Origin of the sequence: Labilibaculum manganireducens, assembly GCF_002843385.1 — a bacterium.
Classification (GTDB): Bacteria; Bacteroidota; Bacteroidia; order Bacteroidales; family Marinifilaceae; genus Labilibaculum; species Labilibaculum manganireducens.
Window position 1 is genome coordinate 1 of sequence record NZ_MVDE01000043.1, and the last position, 20,142, is coordinate 20,142.

Annotated in this window: 15 protein-coding genes; 13 read left to right on the plus strand and 2 right to left on the minus strand. The window is 36.6% G+C overall.

The annotated features are described in order from the left end of the window. Positions 1-344: 344 nt before the first annotated feature. The 4 genes from BZG01_RS18980 (at position 345) to BZG01_RS18995 (ending at position 2,994) form a co-directional block, all read left to right on the plus strand. Positions 345-1,058: a hypothetical protein gene (locus BZG01_RS18980; protein ID WP_101311419.1), complete on the plus strand. Its 714-nt coding sequence runs from the start codon at positions 345-347 to the stop codon at positions 1,056-1,058. 133 nt (positions 1,059-1,191) lie between these two features. Then, positions 1,192-1,572: a pyrophosphohydrolase domain-containing protein gene (locus BZG01_RS18985; protein WP_101311420.1), complete on the plus strand. Its 381-nt coding sequence runs from the start codon at positions 1,192-1,194 to the stop codon at positions 1,570-1,572. Positions 1,573-1,588: 16 nt separating this feature from the next. Continuing rightward, entirely contained in the window at positions 1,589-2,380 is a 792-nt protein-coding gene (locus BZG01_RS18990) for a PhzF family phenazine biosynthesis protein (RefSeq protein ID WP_101311421.1), read from the plus strand. Positions 2,381-2,421: 41 nt separating this feature from the next. Beyond that, a complete protein-coding gene (locus BZG01_RS18995) occupies positions 2,422-2,994 on the plus strand; it encodes a pentapeptide repeat-containing protein (protein WP_101311422.1) in 573 nt (190 codons plus the stop codon). Positions 2,995-3,048: 54 nt separating this feature from the next. Here the strand turns inward: BZG01_RS18995 and BZG01_RS19000 are convergent, their stop codons facing one another. Beyond that, a complete protein-coding gene (locus BZG01_RS19000) occupies positions 3,049-4,719 on the minus strand; it encodes an alanine/glycine:cation symporter family protein (protein ID WP_101311423.1) in 1,671 nt (556 codons plus the stop codon). A 266-nt stretch (positions 4,720-4,985) separates the two neighbouring features. Here BZG01_RS19000 and BZG01_RS19005 point away from each other — a divergent pair, with 266 nt between their 5' ends. From BZG01_RS19005 to BZG01_RS19020, 4 genes are all read left to right on the plus strand, one after another. Continuing rightward, entirely contained in the window at positions 4,986-5,468 is a 483-nt protein-coding gene (locus tag BZG01_RS19005) for an HU family DNA-binding protein (protein ID WP_101311424.1), read from the plus strand. A 72-nt stretch (positions 5,469-5,540) separates the two neighbouring features. Next, on the plus strand, positions 5,541-6,140 hold the full coding sequence (locus BZG01_RS19010) for a hypothetical protein (protein ID WP_101311425.1): 600 nt from the start codon (positions 5,541-5,543) through the stop codon (positions 6,138-6,140). Positions 6,141-6,258: 118 nt separating this feature from the next. Next, entirely contained in the window at positions 6,259-6,936 is a 678-nt protein-coding gene (locus BZG01_RS19015; RefSeq protein WP_101311426.1) for a tetratricopeptide repeat protein, read from the plus strand. Between the two features lie 98 nt (positions 6,937-7,034). Continuing rightward, complete coding sequence (locus tag BZG01_RS19020) at positions 7,035-9,527, plus strand: endonuclease MutS2 (RefSeq protein ID WP_101311427.1); 2,493 nt, start codon at positions 7,035-7,037, stop codon at positions 9,525-9,527. A gap of 553 nt (positions 9,528-10,080) precedes the next feature. Here the strand turns inward: BZG01_RS19020 and BZG01_RS19025 are convergent. Beyond that, positions 10,081-11,259, minus strand: coding sequence for a CD0519/CD1768 family membrane protein (locus BZG01_RS19025; protein ID WP_101311428.1), 1,179 nt, complete (start codon positions 11,257-11,259; stop codon positions 10,081-10,083). A 243-nt stretch (positions 11,260-11,502) separates the two neighbouring features. On the opposite strand from BZG01_RS19025, the gene recQ reads away from it, so the two are divergent. The 5 genes from recQ (at position 11,503) to BZG01_RS19050 (ending at position 19,903) form a co-directional block, all read left to right on the plus strand. Beyond that, positions 11,503-13,617 carry a DNA helicase RecQ gene (gene recQ, locus BZG01_RS19030; RefSeq protein ID WP_101311429.1) on the plus strand — a complete coding sequence of 705 codons (2,115 nt, stop codon included), beginning with the start codon at positions 11,503-11,505 and terminating at the stop codon, positions 13,615-13,617. A 247-nt stretch (positions 13,618-13,864) separates the two neighbouring features. Further along, the gene (locus BZG01_RS19035; protein WP_101311430.1) at positions 13,865-15,982 is read left to right on the plus strand and encodes a S9 family peptidase; all 2,118 of its coding nucleotides are present in this window, start codon (positions 13,865-13,867) and stop codon (positions 15,980-15,982) included. A gap of 81 nt (positions 15,983-16,063) precedes the next feature. Then, a complete protein-coding gene (locus BZG01_RS19040) occupies positions 16,064-16,831 on the plus strand; it encodes a LytR/AlgR family response regulator transcription factor (RefSeq protein WP_101311431.1) in 768 nt (255 codons plus the stop codon). A 402-nt stretch (positions 16,832-17,233) separates the two neighbouring features. Next, a complete protein-coding gene (locus BZG01_RS21655; protein WP_101311432.1) occupies positions 17,234-18,973 on the plus strand; it encodes a hypothetical protein in 1,740 nt (579 codons plus the stop codon). Positions 18,974-19,042: 69 nt separating this feature from the next. Then, positions 19,043-19,903 carry a BT1926 family outer membrane beta-barrel protein gene (locus tag BZG01_RS19050; protein WP_101311433.1) on the plus strand — a complete coding sequence of 287 codons (861 nt, stop codon included), beginning with the start codon at positions 19,043-19,045 and terminating at the stop codon, positions 19,901-19,903. The last annotated feature ends 239 nt before the right edge of the window (positions 19,904-20,142 follow it).

The following is a 20,142-nucleotide window of genomic DNA, read 5'->3' on the forward strand; positions in this document are numbered from 1 at the left end:
GGATTTAGGTTTGTTTAATATGTCGAATAAATATGTACTGTTACAAAATTAATTTGAAATCGCCGTATACGAGAGTACGTACGGTGGTGTGAGAGGGCGAGGGAGTAATCCCTCTACCTACTCGATTGTGTAAATCCGCGCAGTTTATCGGGGATAATAGTGGACAATTTGCTGTGTTTAATAACAGTTGACATAGGAGATATTTATCATGATTTCCGTTTTCTATTTCTTCTATTTTTGCACCGATTTTAAACAAGCAGGAGGGAATACAGACTAAAATAAAATTCTATTTTAAAATGCAATCTCTTTTTATACTAACAACAACACCTTAATTTTTTTTACTGATGAAGTTTTTTAAATCTATCGTATTGATAGGATTAGTACTTATCTGCGGGGGAGTAAAAGCAGACAATTTACCATCTAAAACCAGAGTGAATAGTAGTATTGATTTGGTTAGCCGTCATTTGTGGCGGGGGTTTAACAGTGGCACAGCACCAACTATCGAACCTACTTTAGAATTCCAAACCGGCAAGTTCACTGCAGGTGCCTGGGGGGCATATTCTTTCGATGAAAGTTATCAGGAAATCGATTTGTATCTACAGTACAACACACCATTGTTTCAATTTAGTTTATACGATTTTTATTGTCCGGCTCCTGACTTTTCAAATTCAAAGTTTTTCGATTTTGACAGTAACGAAAGTGTTCACTTATTTGATGTTTCGGCAAAGTATAAAGGCTGTGCTAAATTTCCAATTTCGATTATGACTTCCGTATTATTTTATGGTGAAATGGATCGTGATGAAAACAATGATCAACGTTATTCAACCTATTTTGAATTTGGATATTCAAATTTTATTGGAGGAAAGAAATTCTCATGGGCTTTAGGTCTTACACCTTTTAAAGGGATGTATGATGACAAAATGAATGTAGTTAATGTGAACATGACCATGTACGATAAAATTAAATTCAGCGATCAGTTTTCTTTACCTGTAAGGGGTGGTCTTACTTTGAATCCTGTTACTGAAAAACTATTTTTGACATTTGCGGTTACGCTGTAATTTTAGAATTTACATATTTGAAAAAGAGGCTGATTATTACAGCCTTTTTTTATGCAATCTGCCCGACAATTATAAAAGAATTGGTGATATTTAAACTTTAAAGTCGTTTTAAGAAAAATTGAATGAAAAGAGTATGACAGCATTAGAAAAGGTGAATGAATTTCACGAAGCATTTGGTGTAAATATTGAAAAGGAGCCAGTAATTCCAGCAATAGAAAGATGTGAATTAAGACAAAATATCATTCAGGAAGAAGTAGATGAATTGAAAGTGGCCTGGAAATCTGGAAATTTAGTTGAGGTGGCAGATGCATTGGCAGATATTCACTACTTGATTATGGGTACGGTGCTCGAATTTGGTCTTCAGGACAAATACGCTGAGATTTTTAGTGAAGTGCATCGAAGCAATATGAGTAAATTGGATAAAAACGGCAATCCTGTTTATCGGGAAGATGGGAAAGTGATTAAGTCGGAACTGTACTCAAAACCAGAGATTGCAAAAATCTTAAATCGTTAGAACAAATAGTTACATTATGAAACTTCAGAAATATCATGTAGATGCCTTTACAAATAAGTTGTTTGGTGGAAACCCGGCTTGTGTTATCCCTTTAAAAGATTGGTTGCCTGATGAAATCATGTTTTCCATAACCAAAGAGAATAATTTGGCTGAAACAGCTTTTTTTATTGAAGCTCAGGGTGGATTTCACATTCGTTGGTTTACTCCTGAAGTGGAAATGGATTTATGCGGGCACGCTACATTAGCAACGGCTCACGTAATTAAAAATCATCTTGATTATAAAGGTGATGTAATTCGGTTTCAATCGGCAAGCGGAGAATTACAAGTGAGTTTTGAGGCTGATAAATACGTGTTGGATTTTCCTTCCCGAATGCCTAAAATTGCCGAATTGCCCGAAATTATAAGTGCAGGTTTAACTATTCAGCCCAAAGAGGTTTATTTGGCCAGAGATTATGTATTGGTTTATGAATCGGAAGAGCAAGTAAAGGCATTAAATCCCGATAAAAATAAATTGGAACAAATTGATTTGGGACATGGAGGAATAATTTGCACTGCAATAGGAAATGAAGCAGATTTTGTGTCCCGGTTTTTTACTCCGGGAGCAAGTATTTTTGAAGATCCGGTAACAGGATCGGCACATTGCAGTCTGGTTCCATTTTGGAGTGACCGCTTGAATAAAATTGACTTGTTAGCTTATCAGGTGTCTGGTCGGCATGGTGTTTTGTATTGCACCAACAAGACGGATCGGGTATTGCTTCGTGGGAATGCAATAACCTATAGCATTGGAGAAATTTATTTGGAGCGGTGAGAATAATTTGGGAAATGAACTAGTAAATTTAAAATGAAATGATGCCAAAAGTATATATAGAAGATCAGGTTTTTGAAAAGAAGAATTATTCCTTGGAAGCTTTGCCAAAAGGAGAGTATGAGAATTGTCGTTTTGTGAATTGCTCATTTGCCAACAGCGATTTGTCTGAGAATATTTTTTTAGAATGTGAGTTTGAGCAATGCGATTTAAGTCTGGCGAAATTAAATTACACGGCTCTTCGCGATGTAATTTTCAAAACCTGCAAAATGGTTGGACTTGGCTTTCAGGATTGCAACCAATTATTGTTGGCGGTTCAGTTTAATGATTGCCAGCTAAAACTGGCATCTTTTTACAAGTTAAAATTAAAGGCAACGAAATTCATTAATTGTAATTTGCAGGAGGTAGATTTTACAGAAACTGATCTTACCGGATCGACAATGGACAATTGCGATTTGAGCAGAGCCGTTTTCGAATATACAAGTATTGAAAAGGCAGATTTACGAAGCTCTTTTAATTATTTGATCAATCCAGAAATCAATAAAATTAAAAAAGCGAAATTTTCTTTACAAGGAGTGGTTGGTTTATTAAGTCAGTTCGATATCGAAATTGGATAATTGGGTTATAAAAAAAGAGACTCACTTTGAGTCTCTTAAGTTATGTGGGATGATTTAAATTTCGCCCGGATATTCTTTTGAAAATTTATCAAGGTAATTGTTCATGGTTCCTTTCATATCTTTTCGCAATAGTAAAATACCAATAAGATTGGGAAGTGCCATAAGTGCAATGGTAATTCCCGAAAGAGTCCAGATAACTGTTGTATCGGCAAACGAAGCAATAAAGAAACCAATGCAATAGATGATTCGGTAGGGAAGAACACCTTTTGCACCAAACAGGTAGGTTACCGAACGGCCACCATAGTAGGCCCAGGCAATAGCTGTTGAAAAGGCAAACAGAAGCAATCCAAGGGAGACAATCCATTTTCCCCATTCTCCAAAAAAGCTTCTTGTAAATGCTTCTGCGGTTAAGGGAGCCGAGTGCATTAATGAATTTCCTTGAAAATATTCGCCATTTTTATTTACGTATTTTCCGTTTTCAATGCGAAGTGTTCCGCTGTACAATTCTTCATCGTTTTTGTAAACTTTCACTTCTTCGGCAAGTGAACGTGAATTAATAATAGAAACTGGATTTTGAACAATTCCATTTTCTACCTGTAATTCACCAGAGAAAACGGGCAAATTTGTTTTCCCATTTAAATAATTGTAAAGTTTATCCTGATCTTTCGTGTTCGAATCGTTATACTGATCAGCCATAATCACCATATCAGTATTTTGAAATCGGTTGGGAAGTTTTTCCTGCCAAACCCCCGAAGATAAAATAACCAATCCGGTTAAAGAACAAATAATAATGGTATCAATAAATGGTTCCAGAATAGCAACCATTCCTTCCGATACGGGTTCTTCGGTTCGGGCCGCGGCGTGAGCAATTGGCGCGGATCCCTGTCCGGCCTCGTTACTAAATAAACCACGGTTTACACCACGGTTAAATGCATAAGCAAAACCAGCTCCCAGGAAACCACCTGTTGCAGCTGTTCCTGTAAATACATTTGCGAATACCGAAACCAGCGAAGGGATGATATTTTCGTAGTTATAAAGAATTACGGATATTGCACCCACAAAATAGATGATAGCCATTGCAGGAACCAGTTTGTCAGTAACCTTTACAATTCTTTTTATTCCTCCCAAAATTACAAATGCGAGCAATACAGCCAGAACACCGCCGGTAATCATTTGATCGAAGCCAAAAGTAGAATATAGAGAACTTGATATGGAATTAATTTGCGGCAGACTACCGGTACCAAAAGAGGAAACAATTGTCATAGCGGCAAAAAAACCGGCAAGCCAAGGCATTTTTAGTTTGTTTTTCATGTAGTACATCGGTCCGCCGGATATGAATCCTTTTTCGTCCGTTTCACGATATTTATGCGATAGGGTAACCTCAACAAATTTGGTGGTCATCCCCAAAAATGCGGTTACCAACATCCAGAACAATGCAGCTGGACCTCCTAAATAAATAGCAAATGCAACTCCTGCAATATTCCCGGTACCAACAGTGCCGGAAAGTGCAGTGGCTAAGGCTTGAAAATGAGAAGCATCTCCTTTTTCGCCGGGTTTGTCGTATTTTCCCCGAACTACTTTAAGAGCGTGTTTAAAAAATCGGATTTGTGGAAACTTAAGGTAAATGGTGAAAAATATACCAGTGAAAAGCAGCAAAAGAGTAAACCAATTGCTTCCTCCTAAATAGATTTCAATTCCGGCTAAAAAGTCGTTTAATTTGTGCATAAAATAGGGGATTAGTAATTTTTGGGTTAATAGATTTATTTTAAAATCTTTCTAAGATAAAGGTTTATTTTGAATAGTCTAAAATTGAAATTAAGAACATTCTCTTATTGGGAAGTTACATGAACAGGGTGGTAAGGAATAATGCAGTACTTTATTCTTGATAAAATACATTACTTAATACTTTATATAACTTGTTTTTAAATAATAGTTATATTAAATTTATTGAGTTTTTTAATTTATGTTACTTTTAATAAAATATTAATTTTATGAGTATTAATTATAAAGTAATTCCACAAAAAAAAACCAGAAAACCTGAGGATCCAGCTAAGTTTTATGCTTCTTTAAACACCAAGGGGCGTAGAAATATTTGTTACATCGCCGAAGAAATTGCCGATCGGTCCAGTCTGAATAAAATGGATGTTCTTTTTGTAATTGAAGGCTTTCTTCAAATTGTACCCAAAACATTAAAAGACGGATACACGGTTGATTTCGGAGACTTTGGAAACATGGGAGTGGTTGCCAAAAGCAATTCGGTTGAAAAAGAGGAGAATTTTAACTCAAGTTATATTGAAGGTGTTAAAGTTGCTTTTCGCCCGGGAAAATTATTTAAGGAGGAGCTTGCTAAAGTTGAATTTGTGAAAATTTCGGTTCCTGAGGGAAAAGCCGTTGTCGCGGAGGAAGTGTATTTTCTTTTGGACTTAATAAAGTCTAGACTTTTTTACAACAAGAACTTGACTTTGTTCGATTAAAGTCTTGAGTTTAATTCAAAAAGAGTTTGCCGAAAATCTAAAGAGTAGGCGAAATAATCAAATCACAACAAAATGAGAAAATTAATTTTGACAGGTCTTGCAATTGCATTTGGATTACTTGCAATGGCACAGGAAAAAACAAAACAAAGAGAAGTAGGACTTTCTTTTAGTAATCTAGATCAATTTGGGATAATCTATAAGGTGGGAGATGAAAAGGCACTTTGGAGGTTTAATGCAGTGTCTCTTGGAGGAAGTGAAAATAAAAGTGAAAATTTGCTTGATTCTGAAAGTGAAGACACTCGCAATAGTTTCGGTTTCGGACTTGGTTTCGGACGAGAATTTCGTAAAGTAATTGCTACTTCACTTGAATTCAGATATGGTTTGGATTTACGGTATAATTATTCTAAGTATGAAAATCAGAATGATAATTCTGTGTATAATTCTGATTCAAAAACCAATAGACTTGGGCTTGATTTTGTTGTTGGATTAACTTATGATATAAGTGATAAACTCGTTTTTGGAGCTGAGCTTTCGCCAGGTGTAGGTTATTCAATTTCTAAACAAACAACTAAGAATAGTGATGGGGATATCTCGGCAAAAAGCGAAACTAAAAATTTCAGCTATGGTCTCTCTAATTCATCAGCTCAATTAACTCTCGCCTATCGATTTTAAGAAATAGAACAATTCTTATTTTTAATGCTGAATTGGACTGTTATTCGATTCAGCATTTTAATTGATTTTTAACCTTTTGTTATAACATCACAATTGGTTACTACCTAAATTTTAATTTATGAAATTAATAATACCATTTTTCTTACTGCTGGTTGCTCTTCAGTTTAACGCGGAAGCGCAAGTTTATGATGTTTCTCTTGCTGATAAAAACAAAGCGATCGAATTATACAATCTTGCAATTGAGAATAATAAGAATAGTAAGGTGAGCGAAGCATTTGAACAGTTTACTAAAGCAATTTCAATAGACTCAACTTTTCGTAATCCATATTTGCAATTATATACTGTCGCTATGAACGATTCTACTAAAATCGACACAGCTATATCCATTTTGCAGAAATCTAAAAAGATATTTCAGCAAGACGATGAGATCTGTTACTATTTGGGCGAAATGTATAAAGCTAAAGGAGAAGTAAAAAGAGCAATGGCAGAGTATAGTATGGCAATTGCTTACAGTAAAATGAATGGTGAGGATTTCTATCTGGTGCATCGTTACTACTTTAACCGAGCTAATATTTGTCTGGAAAAAAACATGATTAGTACTGCAGTTTTAGATTATACCTACGCACTTAATTTAAAACCTGATTATGGTGTTGCTTTTGCAAACCGAGGCATTTGTTTTTTTAAGATGGGAGAGATAGAGGCAGCATGTAAAGATTGGAAACAAGCTGTAAGCTTGGGCGTAAGTCAGTCTGAAGAATATGTCGAGAAAAATTGCCAGGCAGAAGTTCCTCAATAATATCAAGGAATAGCACAAGCGTGTTATTCCTTTCTTTTTGTGCATCCAAGTCTTTTATTAATTTTGCAGAAGAAATAATTAAGATTGTAGAGCAGCGCGTGATATATCCGGAAAATTTTGAAGCAAAAATACGGTTCGATAGAGTAAGAGAACTGGTTAAAAAGCAATGTTTAAGTTCATTGGGACGCGATTTGGTGGATGCCATTCAGTTTTCCTCTTCTTTTAACATGGTAAATCGTTTGGTGAATGAAACCAACGAGTTTAAAACCATTTGTTTAGATGAGGACAGCTTTCCTTTAGGATATTTTATTGATGTTCGTCAAAGTCTCGAAAAAGCAAGAATTGAAGGGACTTATCTGGAGTTGGAAGAGCTTTACAATCTAAAAAGATCTTTGGAATCTATTTCTGCCATACTTCGATTTTTTCAGAATACAGAAGAAAAGGAATATCCATATCTGAAAAAGTTGACGGGGAATGTGAAAATGTATCCCTTCATTTTTGATCGGATCAATGCGATTATCACTAAAAACGGCAGAATAAAAGACAATGCATCGCAGGCACTGCAGCAGATTCGCAGTAGTCTTATTCAAAAGCAATCGACCATTTCGAAGCGGATGCAAACTTTGCTGCGTGCAGCACAAAAAGAGGGTTGGGTCGATCAGGATGTAGCTCTCTCTATTCGCGACGGAAGAGCTGTTATTCCCATTCCATCGGCTCACAAACGAAAAATTAAAGGAATTGTTCACGATGAGTCGGCAACAGGTAAAACCAGTTATATCGAGCCATCGGAAATTGTTGAAACAAACAATGAAATTCGTGAGTTGGAATATGCCGAACGTCGCGAAATCATTAAAATACTGCAGGAATTTACCGCTCAGCTTCGACCTTATATAGGTGATTTATTTAAGGCATTCGAGTTTTTGGCAAAAATGGATTTTATTCGTGCCAAAGCGATGTTTGCCATACAGGTAAAAGCAGTACTGCCAAAAATGGTGAAAACGCCGACTGCCCTTTGGGAGAAAGCTGTTCATCCCTTGCTTTACCTTACTCTTCAGAAAGAAGGACGAAAAGTAGTTCCTCTTAGCATCGAGATTAGCGATGAGCAGAGGATGGTGTTGATTTCCGGACCAAATGCCGGAGGTAAATCGGTTTGTCTCCAATCCCTGGGGCTGATGCAGTATATGTTTCAGTGCGGTTTGTTGGTTTCTATGGGCGAGGAATCTAAAATTGGAATTTTCGATAACATTTTCATGGATATGGGAGATGAGCAGTCCATTGAAAATGATTTGAGTACCTACAGTTCTCATTTAATGAATATGAAGCATTTTCTTCGTCACTCGAATACTGATACAATGATTTTGATTGATGAATTTGGGTCGGGAACCGAGCCCGCATTGGGGGGAGCCATTGCCGAATCAATTTTAGATAAGCTAAACCGCAAGAAGGTACGAGGTGTAATCACAACTCACTATTCGGGTTTAAAACATTTTGCATCAGAGGCTAATGGGATTGAAAACGGAGCCATGTTATACGATTCTCACCAAATGCAGCCTTTGTTTCAATTAGCGGTGGGGAAACCGGGATCATCTTTTGCATTCGAAATTGCGCGTAAAATTGGTTTGCCCGAGGATATTTTGAAAGATGCTACGGAAAAAATTGGTGAAGATCATATCAATTTCGACAAGCACTTGCGTGATATCGTCCGCGATAAGCGATACTGGGAAAGCAAACGTGATAACATCCGTAAAAGTGATAAGAGACTGAATGTGTTGGTAGAACAATACGACAAAGAGTTGAAAGAAGCCAGCAAGCTTCGAAAAGAGATTATAGAGAAAGCAAAAGAAGAAGCAGCTCAGTTATTGAACAGCGCAAACAAATCCATCGAAAAAACCATTCGGGAAATTAAGGAGAATAAAGCTGAAAAAGAGCGTACCCGCGAAATCAGAAAAGAATTTGAGCAGGTTAAAATTCTGTTGACTGAGGGCGAATTGGAAGAAGAGGAGAGAATCAATAAGAAGATTCAGAAGCTGAAAGAGCGCTCAAATAAAACAAAAAAAGAGAAAGCAGGAGATGAATCCAAAGCTCCGGTTGCAGCAAAAAGTAAAGTTCAGTTCAATCCTGATGTGATTGAAAAAGCCGATTTGGTGAAGCTTGACAATCAATCCGCCGTAGGCGAAGTAATCGAGATCAACAAAAAAACTGCGGTGGTGGCCTTTGGCAGTATTCTAACTTCGGTTAAGGTGAATCGATTGACGAAAGTGAGTCGGTCTCAGGTTAAAAAGGAGGAAAAGACTTATAACAGAACCTCTTCTTTAATTCAGGAAAAAATATCGAAACGCAAGCTAAGCTTTAAAGCCGATTTGGATGTAAGGGGAATGCGTGGCGAAGAGGCATTGCAGGTGGTAATTGACCATATCGATGATATCATCATGCTGGATGTGCACGAATTTCGTATTCTGCATGGAACAGGAGGAGGAATTCTTCGTCAAATGATTCGCGAATATTTACAAACAGTTGATTTGGTGCAGCACTTTCGTGATGAAAAAATTCAAATGGGCGGGGCAGGAATCACCGTGGTAACCATGGAGTAAGCTTCCCGCAAGTATTTAAGACCTAAAATTTGTTCGTAGTTTGGTGTTCTGCACTAGCTTGGAGCCCCCAATCAAATAGTTTGAAGGTTCCCTGCAAAGCTTGGAGCCTCCAATTAAATAGTTGGTAGGTTCCCTGCAAAGCTGGGAGCCCTGCTTCAGAATTGAAATTGTGCTCCCGCACGCTTGTTTACCTGCACTGTAAAGGTAGTTTTGTGTCTCGCAATAGTGAAATACCCCATCTAACAAGTGAAATTGATATCTGTACTTATGCAGGGGTACAACCGAATATTCTTGGCGAGGCTCTCAGCTATGCAGGGAGTGTTCATTCTGTCGCTGGCAAGGCTTTTAATACCTGTATTATCATGTTTTTTCAGTTTTGCAGTGATTCCAACAAGGTTAAAAGACACAAAATACGAACCTCAATTAGGCTTTCACCATTGTTAAAGGCCAAATCGAAAACAATTTGAGGGTAAACAGATTCGCAGATCAATCCCAATTATAAAAAAATGCCATCTACAGGAGATGGCATTCAAAATATAGGTGTGAAATATATTTATTGAAATAAAGTTACAAGTACATAGAGGTAATGGGCAAATGTACCCGCTATAATTCCTCCGATTGTGTGCGAAAGCAAGGCTTTTGATGTTAATTCCCGATAGTTAAGTGTATCAAGCATGGCTGTATGAGTACTTAAATAGCCACTCCAACACATCCCCATTGCGGTAAACACAGCAATAACATTTCCATCAATAATTCCTTTTGCAATAAATGCTTTAACCAAAGACATCGCCGCACCTACCGCTCCTAATGATGTAATTGGGAATGCAATTAATTCAGGATGCTTAAATCCAAATAATCCTTCGAACAACCACCAGATGTGTCCGGCCAGTTCAGGCAGTAATGGAACTCCTTCGTAGGCAATTCCCTGATAACCCAAACTTGCATCTTTAGGGCCAAAAGTCAGCATCATTACCATGGTCGAAATAATTAGTACGCCGGGAATAATAGCCAATCCTAAATCAACACCCGATTTCCCTCCATCCAAAATAGAGTTCAGAAACCGCAGAAATACGCCGCCTTCCGATTTAAAACTGATTTTTTCAGTCGCTCCTTCAAAATCATCATCTTTGCGCACAGGAATATTACCTTTAATCAACCGCTGCATCAATCTGGTCGAAACAACAGCACCAGCCAAAGCTCCAGAAAGTCCTATTAATGCAGGTACAAATAGATTTTCTTCACTTCCTGGTATCCTAAGAGTAGACATGAAAGTGATTACGATTAAGCCCATTCCAAAAGCAGTACCAAAATTGGTTAAAGAAACGAGTTGGTAGTTTTTAAAATACTTGCTGAAATTTTTATCCTTTGCCAAACTGATAATAGCGGGGTTGTCGGATAGAAAAGTTAGAACTCCGGCCAAAGCAGCAACGCCAGGAAGATTAAACAGCGGCCTCATTAAAGGGGCAAGAATTTTCTCGAGTAAACGAACCACACCAAATTCAATCAGCAGCTTGCCTAAAGCTCCTGAAAGTACTGTGATTCCCATAATGTAGAATACGGTATTCATTAGTAGATCCCATGCCGTATGCATAATGGTATTTAGCATGTTGGCAACACCCATTTGGTGACCAACGTAACCAAAAATTCCGAAAAAAGTAAGCAGAAACATTACTGCCTCATACCTTCGTTTCTTAAGGAAATCAGTTTCCTTAATCGACTTAATTGCGTTCATAATTTTTGTTTGTGTGTTTGTTGTTTGTATTTCGCTGCAAAAGTAATTTTTTGGCTAATGATGATGTTTTTTTTGTGTATGATCTTTGTCAGGTTTAAGATATCATTGATATGTTTAAAAAAAGCCACCGGGAAATCTTGTTTTACTTGGATTATTAATGAATTGAGATCTGTTGTGTTGATAAAATCATTTTTTAGCTATGCACAATTGTAGTAGCTTTGTTGTCCCTTTCAAAATTGATCCATGACAACAGCCAAACGCGCATTAAAAAAATATTTTGGATACGACCATTTCCGCCCCTTACAGGAAAAGGTTATTAAATCCGTACTTCAGGGTGAAGATGCCTTGGTGATTATGCCAACGGGTGGCGGTAAATCCATCTGTTATCAAATACCTGCTTTAATAATGGAAGGAGTTACTGTGGTAGTTTCTCCTTTAATCGCTCTAATGAAAGATCAGGTGGAAGGTTTGCATGCCAACGGAGTTGATGCAGCTTTTTTGAACAGCTCACAGTCCTCGCAGCAACAGGCAGATGTTATGGAAAGAATCACGGAAGGAAGTGTAAAACTGCTGTATGTTTCTCCGGAGAAATTACTTAGTCACGATTTTTATTATTTGCTTTTACAGCTTAAGGTAAATTTATTTGCCATTGATGAAGCACATTGTATTTCTGTTTGGGGGCACGATTTTAGGCCGGAGTACGCCAAAATGGCCTATTTGAAAAAACAATTTCCTCATGTGCCGGTAATTGCTTTAACCGCTACTGCTGATAACTTAACTCAGAAAGACATTGTTAACCGGCTTGGACTGGCAAACCCTAAAAAATTTAACTCTTCATTCGATCGTCCCAATTTAAGTTTGAATGTGGCGCCGGGTAAGGACAAATTTAAAACCATACTTGGATTTCTTCGCCAGCGGCCACATCAGGCAGGAATTATATACTGTTTAAGCAGAAAAGCAACTGAAGGCCTGTCCGAAAAATTGAAAAATGCCGGGGTAAATGCTTCCTACTATCATGCTGGATTATCAGCCGAGGAAAGAGCACGCCGGCAAGAGGATTTTATTAATGATGAAGTCCCTGTAATCTGTGCTACCATTGCCTTTGGAATGGGAATCGACAAGTCGAATGTACGCTGGGTGATTCATTACAATCTACCGCGGAATATAGAATCTTACTATCAGGAGATTGGTCGTGCCGGCCGGGATGGATTAAAGGCTGATACACTTTTGTTTTATAGCTTTTCGGATGTAATCGTTCATCGGAAATTTATCGGGGAATCGACACAGAAAGAAGTTTCACATGCCAAATTGGAGCGGATCCAGCAATTTTGTGATGCTCAAATATGCCGAAGAAAGATTTTGCTTAATTATTTCGGTGAGCATTTGGAGGAGAACTGCAACAATTGTGACGTATGTAAAAATCCTCCCCGCGTATTCGATGGAACAATAATAGCACAAAAGGCATTTTCAGCCATTGTTCGGTTAAAAGAAAAAGTCCCTGCAGGAATTTTAATTGATGTGATTCGGGGTTCATCGCGTCAGGAAATTTTGAGTAAGGGATATCAGAAAATAAAAACTTATGGGGTTGGTAAGGATATCGCGCATCAGGATTGGCAGCAATATATGCTTCAACTTTTAAATTTAGGTTTTATTTCTGTTTCATACGACGAAGGGAATGCCCTAAAGCTGACAGCGCAGGGGCGAGAAGTTCTTTTTGGTGAACGACTTGTAAATTTGGTTCATTTGGCTTCTATGAAGTCCGACCCGGAGGTAAAACCTATCCTGAAAACCGGGAAGCAAGAAGCCAGAGAGGGTTTGTTCGAAGCATTGCGAAAATTGCGTTTGCAAATTTCAAGAGAAGAAAACATTCCTCCTTATTTAGTATTCTCTGATGCCAGTTTGCAGGAAATGGCTCAGGAAGAACCTACAAGTGAATTTGAAATGAAATTGATATCGGGAGTTGGAGTTCGAAAATATCAGTTGTACGGCGACTTATTCATTAATGAAATTGTAGAGTTTGGTCAGAAGAAGAATCAGGAAGCCAAAAAAAGCGGCGAATCTTTTTATCAGACTTATGAATATTACAAGCAGGGGTTTTCGGTAGAAGAAATTGCGAGTATCCGTAAAATAAACCCGGTAACCATTTATTCTCATTTGGCATCACTCTACGAAAAAGGGGCTGATATCGATTTAACAGAGTATCTGAATTCTTCAGAATTGGAACAAATAGAAGATGCTTATCGGTCTTTGAATGAGACTGGTAATGTTAAGGATCTCTATTTATTTATGAAAGAAGAGGTTGAGTATTATAAAATACGACTAGGAATCTCCTATCTAAAAGTTCTTTCGTCCAGTTAATTTTAGCCTTAATCGTTCATATATCCACTGCATCGAAAATATTCGTATACTATAGTTATTTTTGTTAAATTAGTTCTGGTTTATTAACAAAATACCTGCAATTATTTTTTTATAATTGCAGGTGAAGTTTACACCTTTAAATAACCTACTAATATGAAACGTCCATAATAGATAATTGTGACTCACAGAGGAATGATTTTTCCAGCATGGTAAGTTCCATATGACAAAAACTTAAAATTATAAACATATGAAATTTAAATTGTTTTTTAGCATTGCTGTAACTGCACTTTTAGCAATGTCTTGTGGTCCGAAAGCAACAACACCGAAACCACCTGTTGCAAAAAAAATAGCGAAAGAACTTACAATCCATGGTGATACCCGGATTGATAATTATTATTGGATGAATCAGAGGGAAGATACAGCCGTAATTAATTATTTGAAGGCAGAAAACAGCTATACTGATGCTATGATGAAGCATACGGAAGAATTTCAAACAAAGTTGTTTGATGAAATGATTGCCCGGATTAAGAAAACAGATGAATCCGTTCCTGCTAAATCCAATGGATTTTATTATTACAGCAGAACAGAAGGTGATGCAGAATACTCTTTGTATTGCAGAAAAGAAGGATCTTTAGATGCAGAAGAACAAATCATTCTTAATGTTCCTGAAATGGCGAAAGGCTATAGTTTCTTTAGTATAGGAGATTATTCGGTTAGTGAAAACAATAAAATTCTTGCCTATTCTGAAGATACTTTAAGCCGTAGAAGATATACCATAAAGTTTAAAAGCCTGGTTGATGACAAAATTTATGCTGATGAAATTGTAAATACAACAGGAGGCATTACATGGGCAAGTGATAATAAAACAGTTTTTTACACTGTGAAACACCCTGAAACCTTATTGCCTTATAAAGTACTTAAGCATGTTTTGGGTACACCAGTTGAAAAAGATGAATTGGTTTACGAAGAAAAAGACAATACTTTCTATACATTTTGTTACAAAACAAAATCCAGAAAATATATTATAATTGGTTCAACCAGTACTCTTTCTGCTGAATACAGATATATCGATGCAAGTAAGCCTAACAGTGAATTCAGTATTTTTCAGCCCCGCGAAAAAGATTTAGAGTATAGTATTGATCATTTTAAAGGAGATTTTTACATCAGAACTAATTATCAGGCAAAAAACTTTAGTTTGATGAAAACTCCGGTGACTAAAACAACGAAAGAGAATTGGATGGAAGTGATTCCGAATCGTGATGATGTGTATTTAAGTAATTTTGAGATTTTTGAAAATTATTTGGTTGTCGGTGAAAGAAAAAATGGTTTGAATCAACTGCGAATCAGACGTTGGGCAGACAATGAGGAACATTATCTCGATTTTGGTGAAGAAACCTACGATGCCTGGATTTCGACAAATCCTGAATTTGAAACAGATGTTCTTCGCTACGGTTATACTTCATTAACAACACCATCGTCTACTATAGATTACAACATGGCTACGAAGGTGAAAACGGTAATGAAACAGCAGGAAGTTGTTGGTGATTTCGATAAGTCTAATTACGAGGCCAAAAGAATTTGGGCAACAGCTGAAGATGGAACAAAGGTGCCTGTTTCGTTGGTTTATCGTAAAGATAAATTCAAAAAAGGAACCAATCCGCTCTGGTTGTCTGCCTATGGTTCTTACGGCAGTAGTTCCGATGTATATTTTAGTTCTGTTCGGTTGAGCTTATTGGATAGAGGATTTGTTGTAGCTACTGCACATGTACGCGGTGGTCAGGAAATGGGACGCTATTGGTATGAAGATGGAAAGCTTTTAAAGAAGAAAAATACTTTTACCGATTTTAATTCTTGTGCTGAGTACATGGTAGCCGAAGGATATGCTGCAAAAGATAAAGTTTTTGCCTGGGGTGGAAGTGCAGGAGGATTGCTGATGGGAGCAATTTGTAATATGCGGCCAGACCTTTATAGAGGAGTTATAGCTGCTGTTCCATTTGTTGATGTTGTAACAACAATGTTGGATGAATCGATTCCATTAACCACTGGTGAGTTTGATGAGTGGGGGAATCCAAAGAATAAGGAATATTACGATTACATGCTTTCCTATTCACCTTACGATAATGTGGAAGCGGAAGATTATCCTGCGATGTTGGTTACAACAGGCTTGCACGACTCTCAGGTTCAATATTGGGAACCTGCAAAATGGGTCGCTAAATTACGTGATATGAAAACAGATCATAATCCTTTGTTGATAAAAATTAATATGGATTTTGGTCACGGTGGTGCTTCCGGGCGCTTTGAACGCTATCACGAAGTTGCATTAGAATACGCTTTTGTTCTTGATCTGGTAGGAATTACTAAATAATTAGACATAAATATGAAAAAAGCACTCTATATAGAGTGCTTTTTTTATATATTTAGGTTCATATTAACCTAATAAAGGCTGATGATAAAGACGCTAATTGTTGATGATGAATTAAAAAGCCAATCAACTCTGCATAAATTGTTGGAGATGTATTGTCCCGGAGTAGATGTTATTGGGTTTGCACATAATGTTGAAACTGGGATAGAAGCAATCAATACTTTAAAGCCGGATTTGGTTTTTTTAGATATCTCTATGCCAGATGGAGATGGATTTGAAGTTCTGGAAAGAGTCGCAAATCGTAATTTTGAGGTGGTTTTCACAACTGCTTTTAATGATTATGCAATTAAAGCTTTTCAGTTTGCTGCATTGCATTATTTGTTAAAGCCTATTAATTATATTGAATTACAGAGTGCTGTTAAACGTTTTAAACAAAATCATCAGGATGTTGATCTAAATGAGAAAATAAAGATTTTGTGTGATAGTTTAAGTAATCATCATCAGAAAATAATTCTCCCCACATCAAATGGACTGCGAATTATAGAATTGAATCAGATTCTTCGATGCGAAGCAGATGGCAGTTACACCAATTTCTATTTGAGTGATAATACCGTATTGATGGTTTCTAAGGTATTATCCAATTTTGAGGATATATTGCCTGAAGAGATATTCTGCAGAGTTCACAGCAAGCATTTGGTAAACCTGAACTACATCAGCCAATACATCAAGGGAAGAGGAGGGCGTATTATTTTATCTTCCGGAAAGGAAGTTGAGGTTTCAGAAAGTAAGAAAAAGGACTTTTTAAAAAGATTAAAGCACTTGGCTCATTCATTAAATAAAGTAAAGAAATAGTTAAAACTGATAACTGATTTTTGAAATTAGTTCATAAAGGGAAGCTTAAAAAGCTTCCCTTTATTTATTAGGAAAAATAAACATAAAGTGTTAATAGATATAGTTTTATCTATATAATGATTCATAATAAATTAAAACATAAGTAATTAGAAGTTTAAATATTGTATTTGATTGTTGCTTGATGTATCTTATTTAAATTCCTTGTATTTGTTTAAAATAACATAGTTATGGATTCATTTGACGTGATTGTAATGTTTAATAACGTATATACATAATAGAGATTGGTAAATCAAATGATATAAATTAAATTCGCGCTGAACAAAATATATAGGTGTTTGGTTTTGTAAATGCTGAATATGTTTTGTTTTTAATGTGAATTTTTAATATAAAACAAAAACAGTTATGAAGTTGAAATTATTATCTCTTGGTTTATTGGCACTTGGTTTTGTTGCTTGTGAAACTTATGAAGAGTCTGATTCTGTTGCAAATATGAGAAATGCCAGAGCAGAGTATTTTAAATCTGAAGCGGCTATTAATCTGGCAAAAGCCACAGTTGAAGAGGCGAATGCTGCCTATAGAAATGCAGAAGCAGCTCTTAAGAACTTTGAAGCAGCTCTTAAGGAAGCTGACGTTAAAGCTAAACAACTTGCGAATGCTAAAACTGAAGCTTTAAATGCAATGGAAATTGCGGAAGCGCAAGTAAGGAGTGATAATGCTATGCTTCAGTTGGCGAATGACAAAGTTGTTTTATCTAACGCATTAATATCCCTTGAAAATGCTAAAATTGCTTTAGAAGGACAAAAGATAACAGCTGAATATGATTTTACTGTGATAGCCAACGATTTAGTGAGACGTAAAGATGACGCATTAAATTTGGCTTATGGTAAGTATACAGGGGCTTATGGAGTATGGAATGCATCAACAAATGATTTATTAGATGCAAATGCTGATTTGATTAATGCTAAGTATGCATTAGCTGGTGCTAAGTATGATTTTGATAATATTGATGTTAAAGGTAATAAAGAAGCAGAAATTGCACTTTTAAACACTACCAAAGCTGGATATGTTGCTAGCTTAAAAGTAGTAAGCGACCTAAAAGAAACCAATGATTGGGATGCTTTTATTGTTAAAAGAGATGCTAAGGTAGCTGAGCAATTGGCAGCTGAGACAATTCAAACTAATAAAACAAATGCTGATGTAGCTGCTGCTATTGTTGCTAAAGATGCTGCTGATGCTGCTGCTGATGTTGCTGCTGATGTTGCTAAAAATGCTGCTGATGCTGTTACTGCTGCTGGTGATGTTGTTGCTGCTGCATATGATGATATTACGACTTGGGTTGGAGAAAATGCTGGTGCTGCTTCTAGCCTTGAAAAAGGTATTTACTTGACAGTTGCAGCCAGACAAGCTGGTTTTGATGCTGCTAAAAATGAAACGTCAGCTGCTAAAGATGCTATGGATGCTAAGCAAGATGAACTTGATGCTCCAGGTCTAACTACATATGAGACAGAATTATTAGAAGAAGAGTTAGCCGCTCTAACTAAAGATTATATTGCTAAAAAAGCTATCTCTGATGATTTCGTAGCTACTTTTGATGCTAAGGTAGCAGAATTAAATGCTGCTTATACTGCAGCTATTGCGGCTGAAGATGTTGCTAAAGCTGCTGCCAAAGATGCTGCTGATGCTAAAGATGCTGCTGATCTGGTTGCCGCGGCCGCTGCTACTGCTGCTGATGCTGCTGTTACTGCTGAAGCTGAAGCTATTTCTGCAATTAAAAAAGAGGTTGATCGTTTGAATGCTTTAGTATTCATTTATAATACTTCTACTGAGGAAAAAACATCAGCGACTCTTGACAATATGGCTGATAATATTGATGATGCTATTAAAGCCTTAGCAGGTGGAACATTAAAAGATGGAACTGAAGTAGTTGGTGATATCCCAACTGTTGAAAAAGCTATCTACGCAGCAGAGAAAACTCTTGCTGAAATTGTGGCTGGAGATTACGATCAAGCTAAAGCAGTTCGAGATCAAGAACTAGTTATCGCGAAAGCGGAAAGTAACATTGAAACACTTAAATTATTGGTTGCTAAAGCTAAAGCAGACTTAGACGCCAGACAAGCTGAATACAATGCTTTATTAAACTAGAAGTGAAAATACAGAGTCTTCTCTCTTGGGGGGAGGCTCTTATGAAATCAAATTCAAAAACAAAGAGTTATGTGTAGAAAAATTATTTCTTTGATTTCCTTATCACTTTTATTGTGTACTGCTGTATATTCTCAAGGTAAAATGGAATTGTTGCCAAAAAAAGGCAATTTCACGGTTGCATTGGTATTAGGTGATAATGACGTTACTGACATAGATCCAGCTGTATTACCTAATTATTCTGTATATGATAATTTTAGCAATTATTATGTTTCAAGATTAGGTGCTGATGATAATTTCTCAGTAAAGCAACCAGCGTCAATAACTAATATGGCGGGTGTTTCGTTAAATTATTTTTTAAGTGACAAGATCTCCTTAAACTTGTTTGGTTCATATGGCTACAAATCTACTCCGGGTGAAGAAGCTTATAGTGGAGTGTCACCAATGAGTGATTCTAAAGGGAATGTAATCGAAGGATCAGAGATCCCGGCTATTCAGGGAAGTCCTGAAACAACAAATCATAAGCTTTACTTGTCTGCTGGTGCTGATTATCATTTCAAATTTGATCAGGATGTGAAAGCACTGAGAAATACTGATTTTTATTTGGGAGGTCGTTTTAATTTTATGTACGAGCGTCTTGAGAAAAATCAGATTTCTTGGTTGAAAGATGATAAGGGTGATTACAGTGTGAATTCTGAAGGAGGTGGAGTTGCAACTGCAGAGGCTATTGGTTTCGGTGGTGCTTTGGTAGGTGGAGTTGATTACTATTTTACTCAGTCTTTATTTATAGGACTTGAGGTGAATGTTTTTAATTTTATGTATCAACATACCGAAATTGTTAAAATGCCAGGTGTTCAAGGTGCTGATCAAAAAACAACATTCATGAATGCTATGTCATACCCAAGACTTAAAATTGGATTTAAAATCTTTTAAGGCTTAAGTAGAAAGATTTGTATTTTACAAGAAAGATTTGAATTCCCGGTTTTACCTATTGGTAAGGCCGGGAAAATTTTATTTTATGAAACCCAAACTAGGGTTTTGTGGTTATTCCATATAATAAAGATATTGTTATTGTTGGCGTATTTATGGGTCTTAAATATTGTTTTAATCAAGTGTTTTCGCGATTGATAGTATCATCACGTTACTATAAGCTGAAACAACACAGATATAAA

Bases quoted from the DNA above. Each gene is read 5' to 3' on its own strand.
- BZG01_RS19025 (WP_101311428.1), bottom strand. From the start codon at position 11,259: ATGAACGCAATTAAGTCGATTAAGGAAACTGATTTCCTTAAGAAACGA.
- BZG01_RS19035 (WP_101311430.1), top strand. From the start codon at position 13,865: ATGAAATTTAAATTGTTTTTTAGCATTGCTGTAACTGCACTTTTAGCA.
- BZG01_RS18995 (WP_101311422.1), top strand. From the start codon at position 2,422: ATGCCAAAAGTATATATAGAAGATCAGGTTTTTGAAAAGAAGAATTAT.
- BZG01_RS19005 (WP_101311424.1), top strand. From the start codon at position 4,986: ATGAGTATTAATTATAAAGTAATTCCACAAAAAAAAACCAGAAAACCT.
- BZG01_RS19000 (WP_101311423.1), bottom strand. From the start codon at position 4,719: ATGCACAAATTAAACGACTTTTTAGCCGGAATTGAAATCTATTTAGGA.
- recQ (WP_101311429.1), top strand. From the start codon at position 11,503: ATGACAACAGCCAAACGCGCATTAAAAAAATATTTTGGATACGACCAT.
- BZG01_RS19040 (WP_101311431.1), top strand. From the start codon at position 16,064: ATGATAAAGACGCTAATTGTTGATGATGAATTAAAAAGCCAATCAACT.
- BZG01_RS18990 (WP_101311421.1), top strand. From the start codon at position 1,589: ATGAAACTTCAGAAATATCATGTAGATGCCTTTACAAATAAGTTGTTT.
- BZG01_RS19015 (WP_101311426.1), top strand. From the start codon at position 6,259: ATGAAATTAATAATACCATTTTTCTTACTGCTGGTTGCTCTTCAGTTT.
- BZG01_RS19050 (WP_101311433.1), top strand. From the start codon at position 19,043: ATGTGTAGAAAAATTATTTCTTTGATTTCCTTATCACTTTTATTGTGT.
- BZG01_RS19010 (WP_101311425.1), top strand. From the start codon at position 5,541: ATGAGAAAATTAATTTTGACAGGTCTTGCAATTGCATTTGGATTACTT.
- BZG01_RS18980 (WP_101311419.1), top strand. From the start codon at position 345: ATGAAGTTTTTTAAATCTATCGTATTGATAGGATTAGTACTTATCTGC.
- BZG01_RS18985 (WP_101311420.1), top strand. From the start codon at position 1,192: ATGACAGCATTAGAAAAGGTGAATGAATTTCACGAAGCATTTGGTGTA.
- BZG01_RS21655 (WP_101311432.1), top strand. From the start codon at position 17,234: ATGAAGTTGAAATTATTATCTCTTGGTTTATTGGCACTTGGTTTTGTT.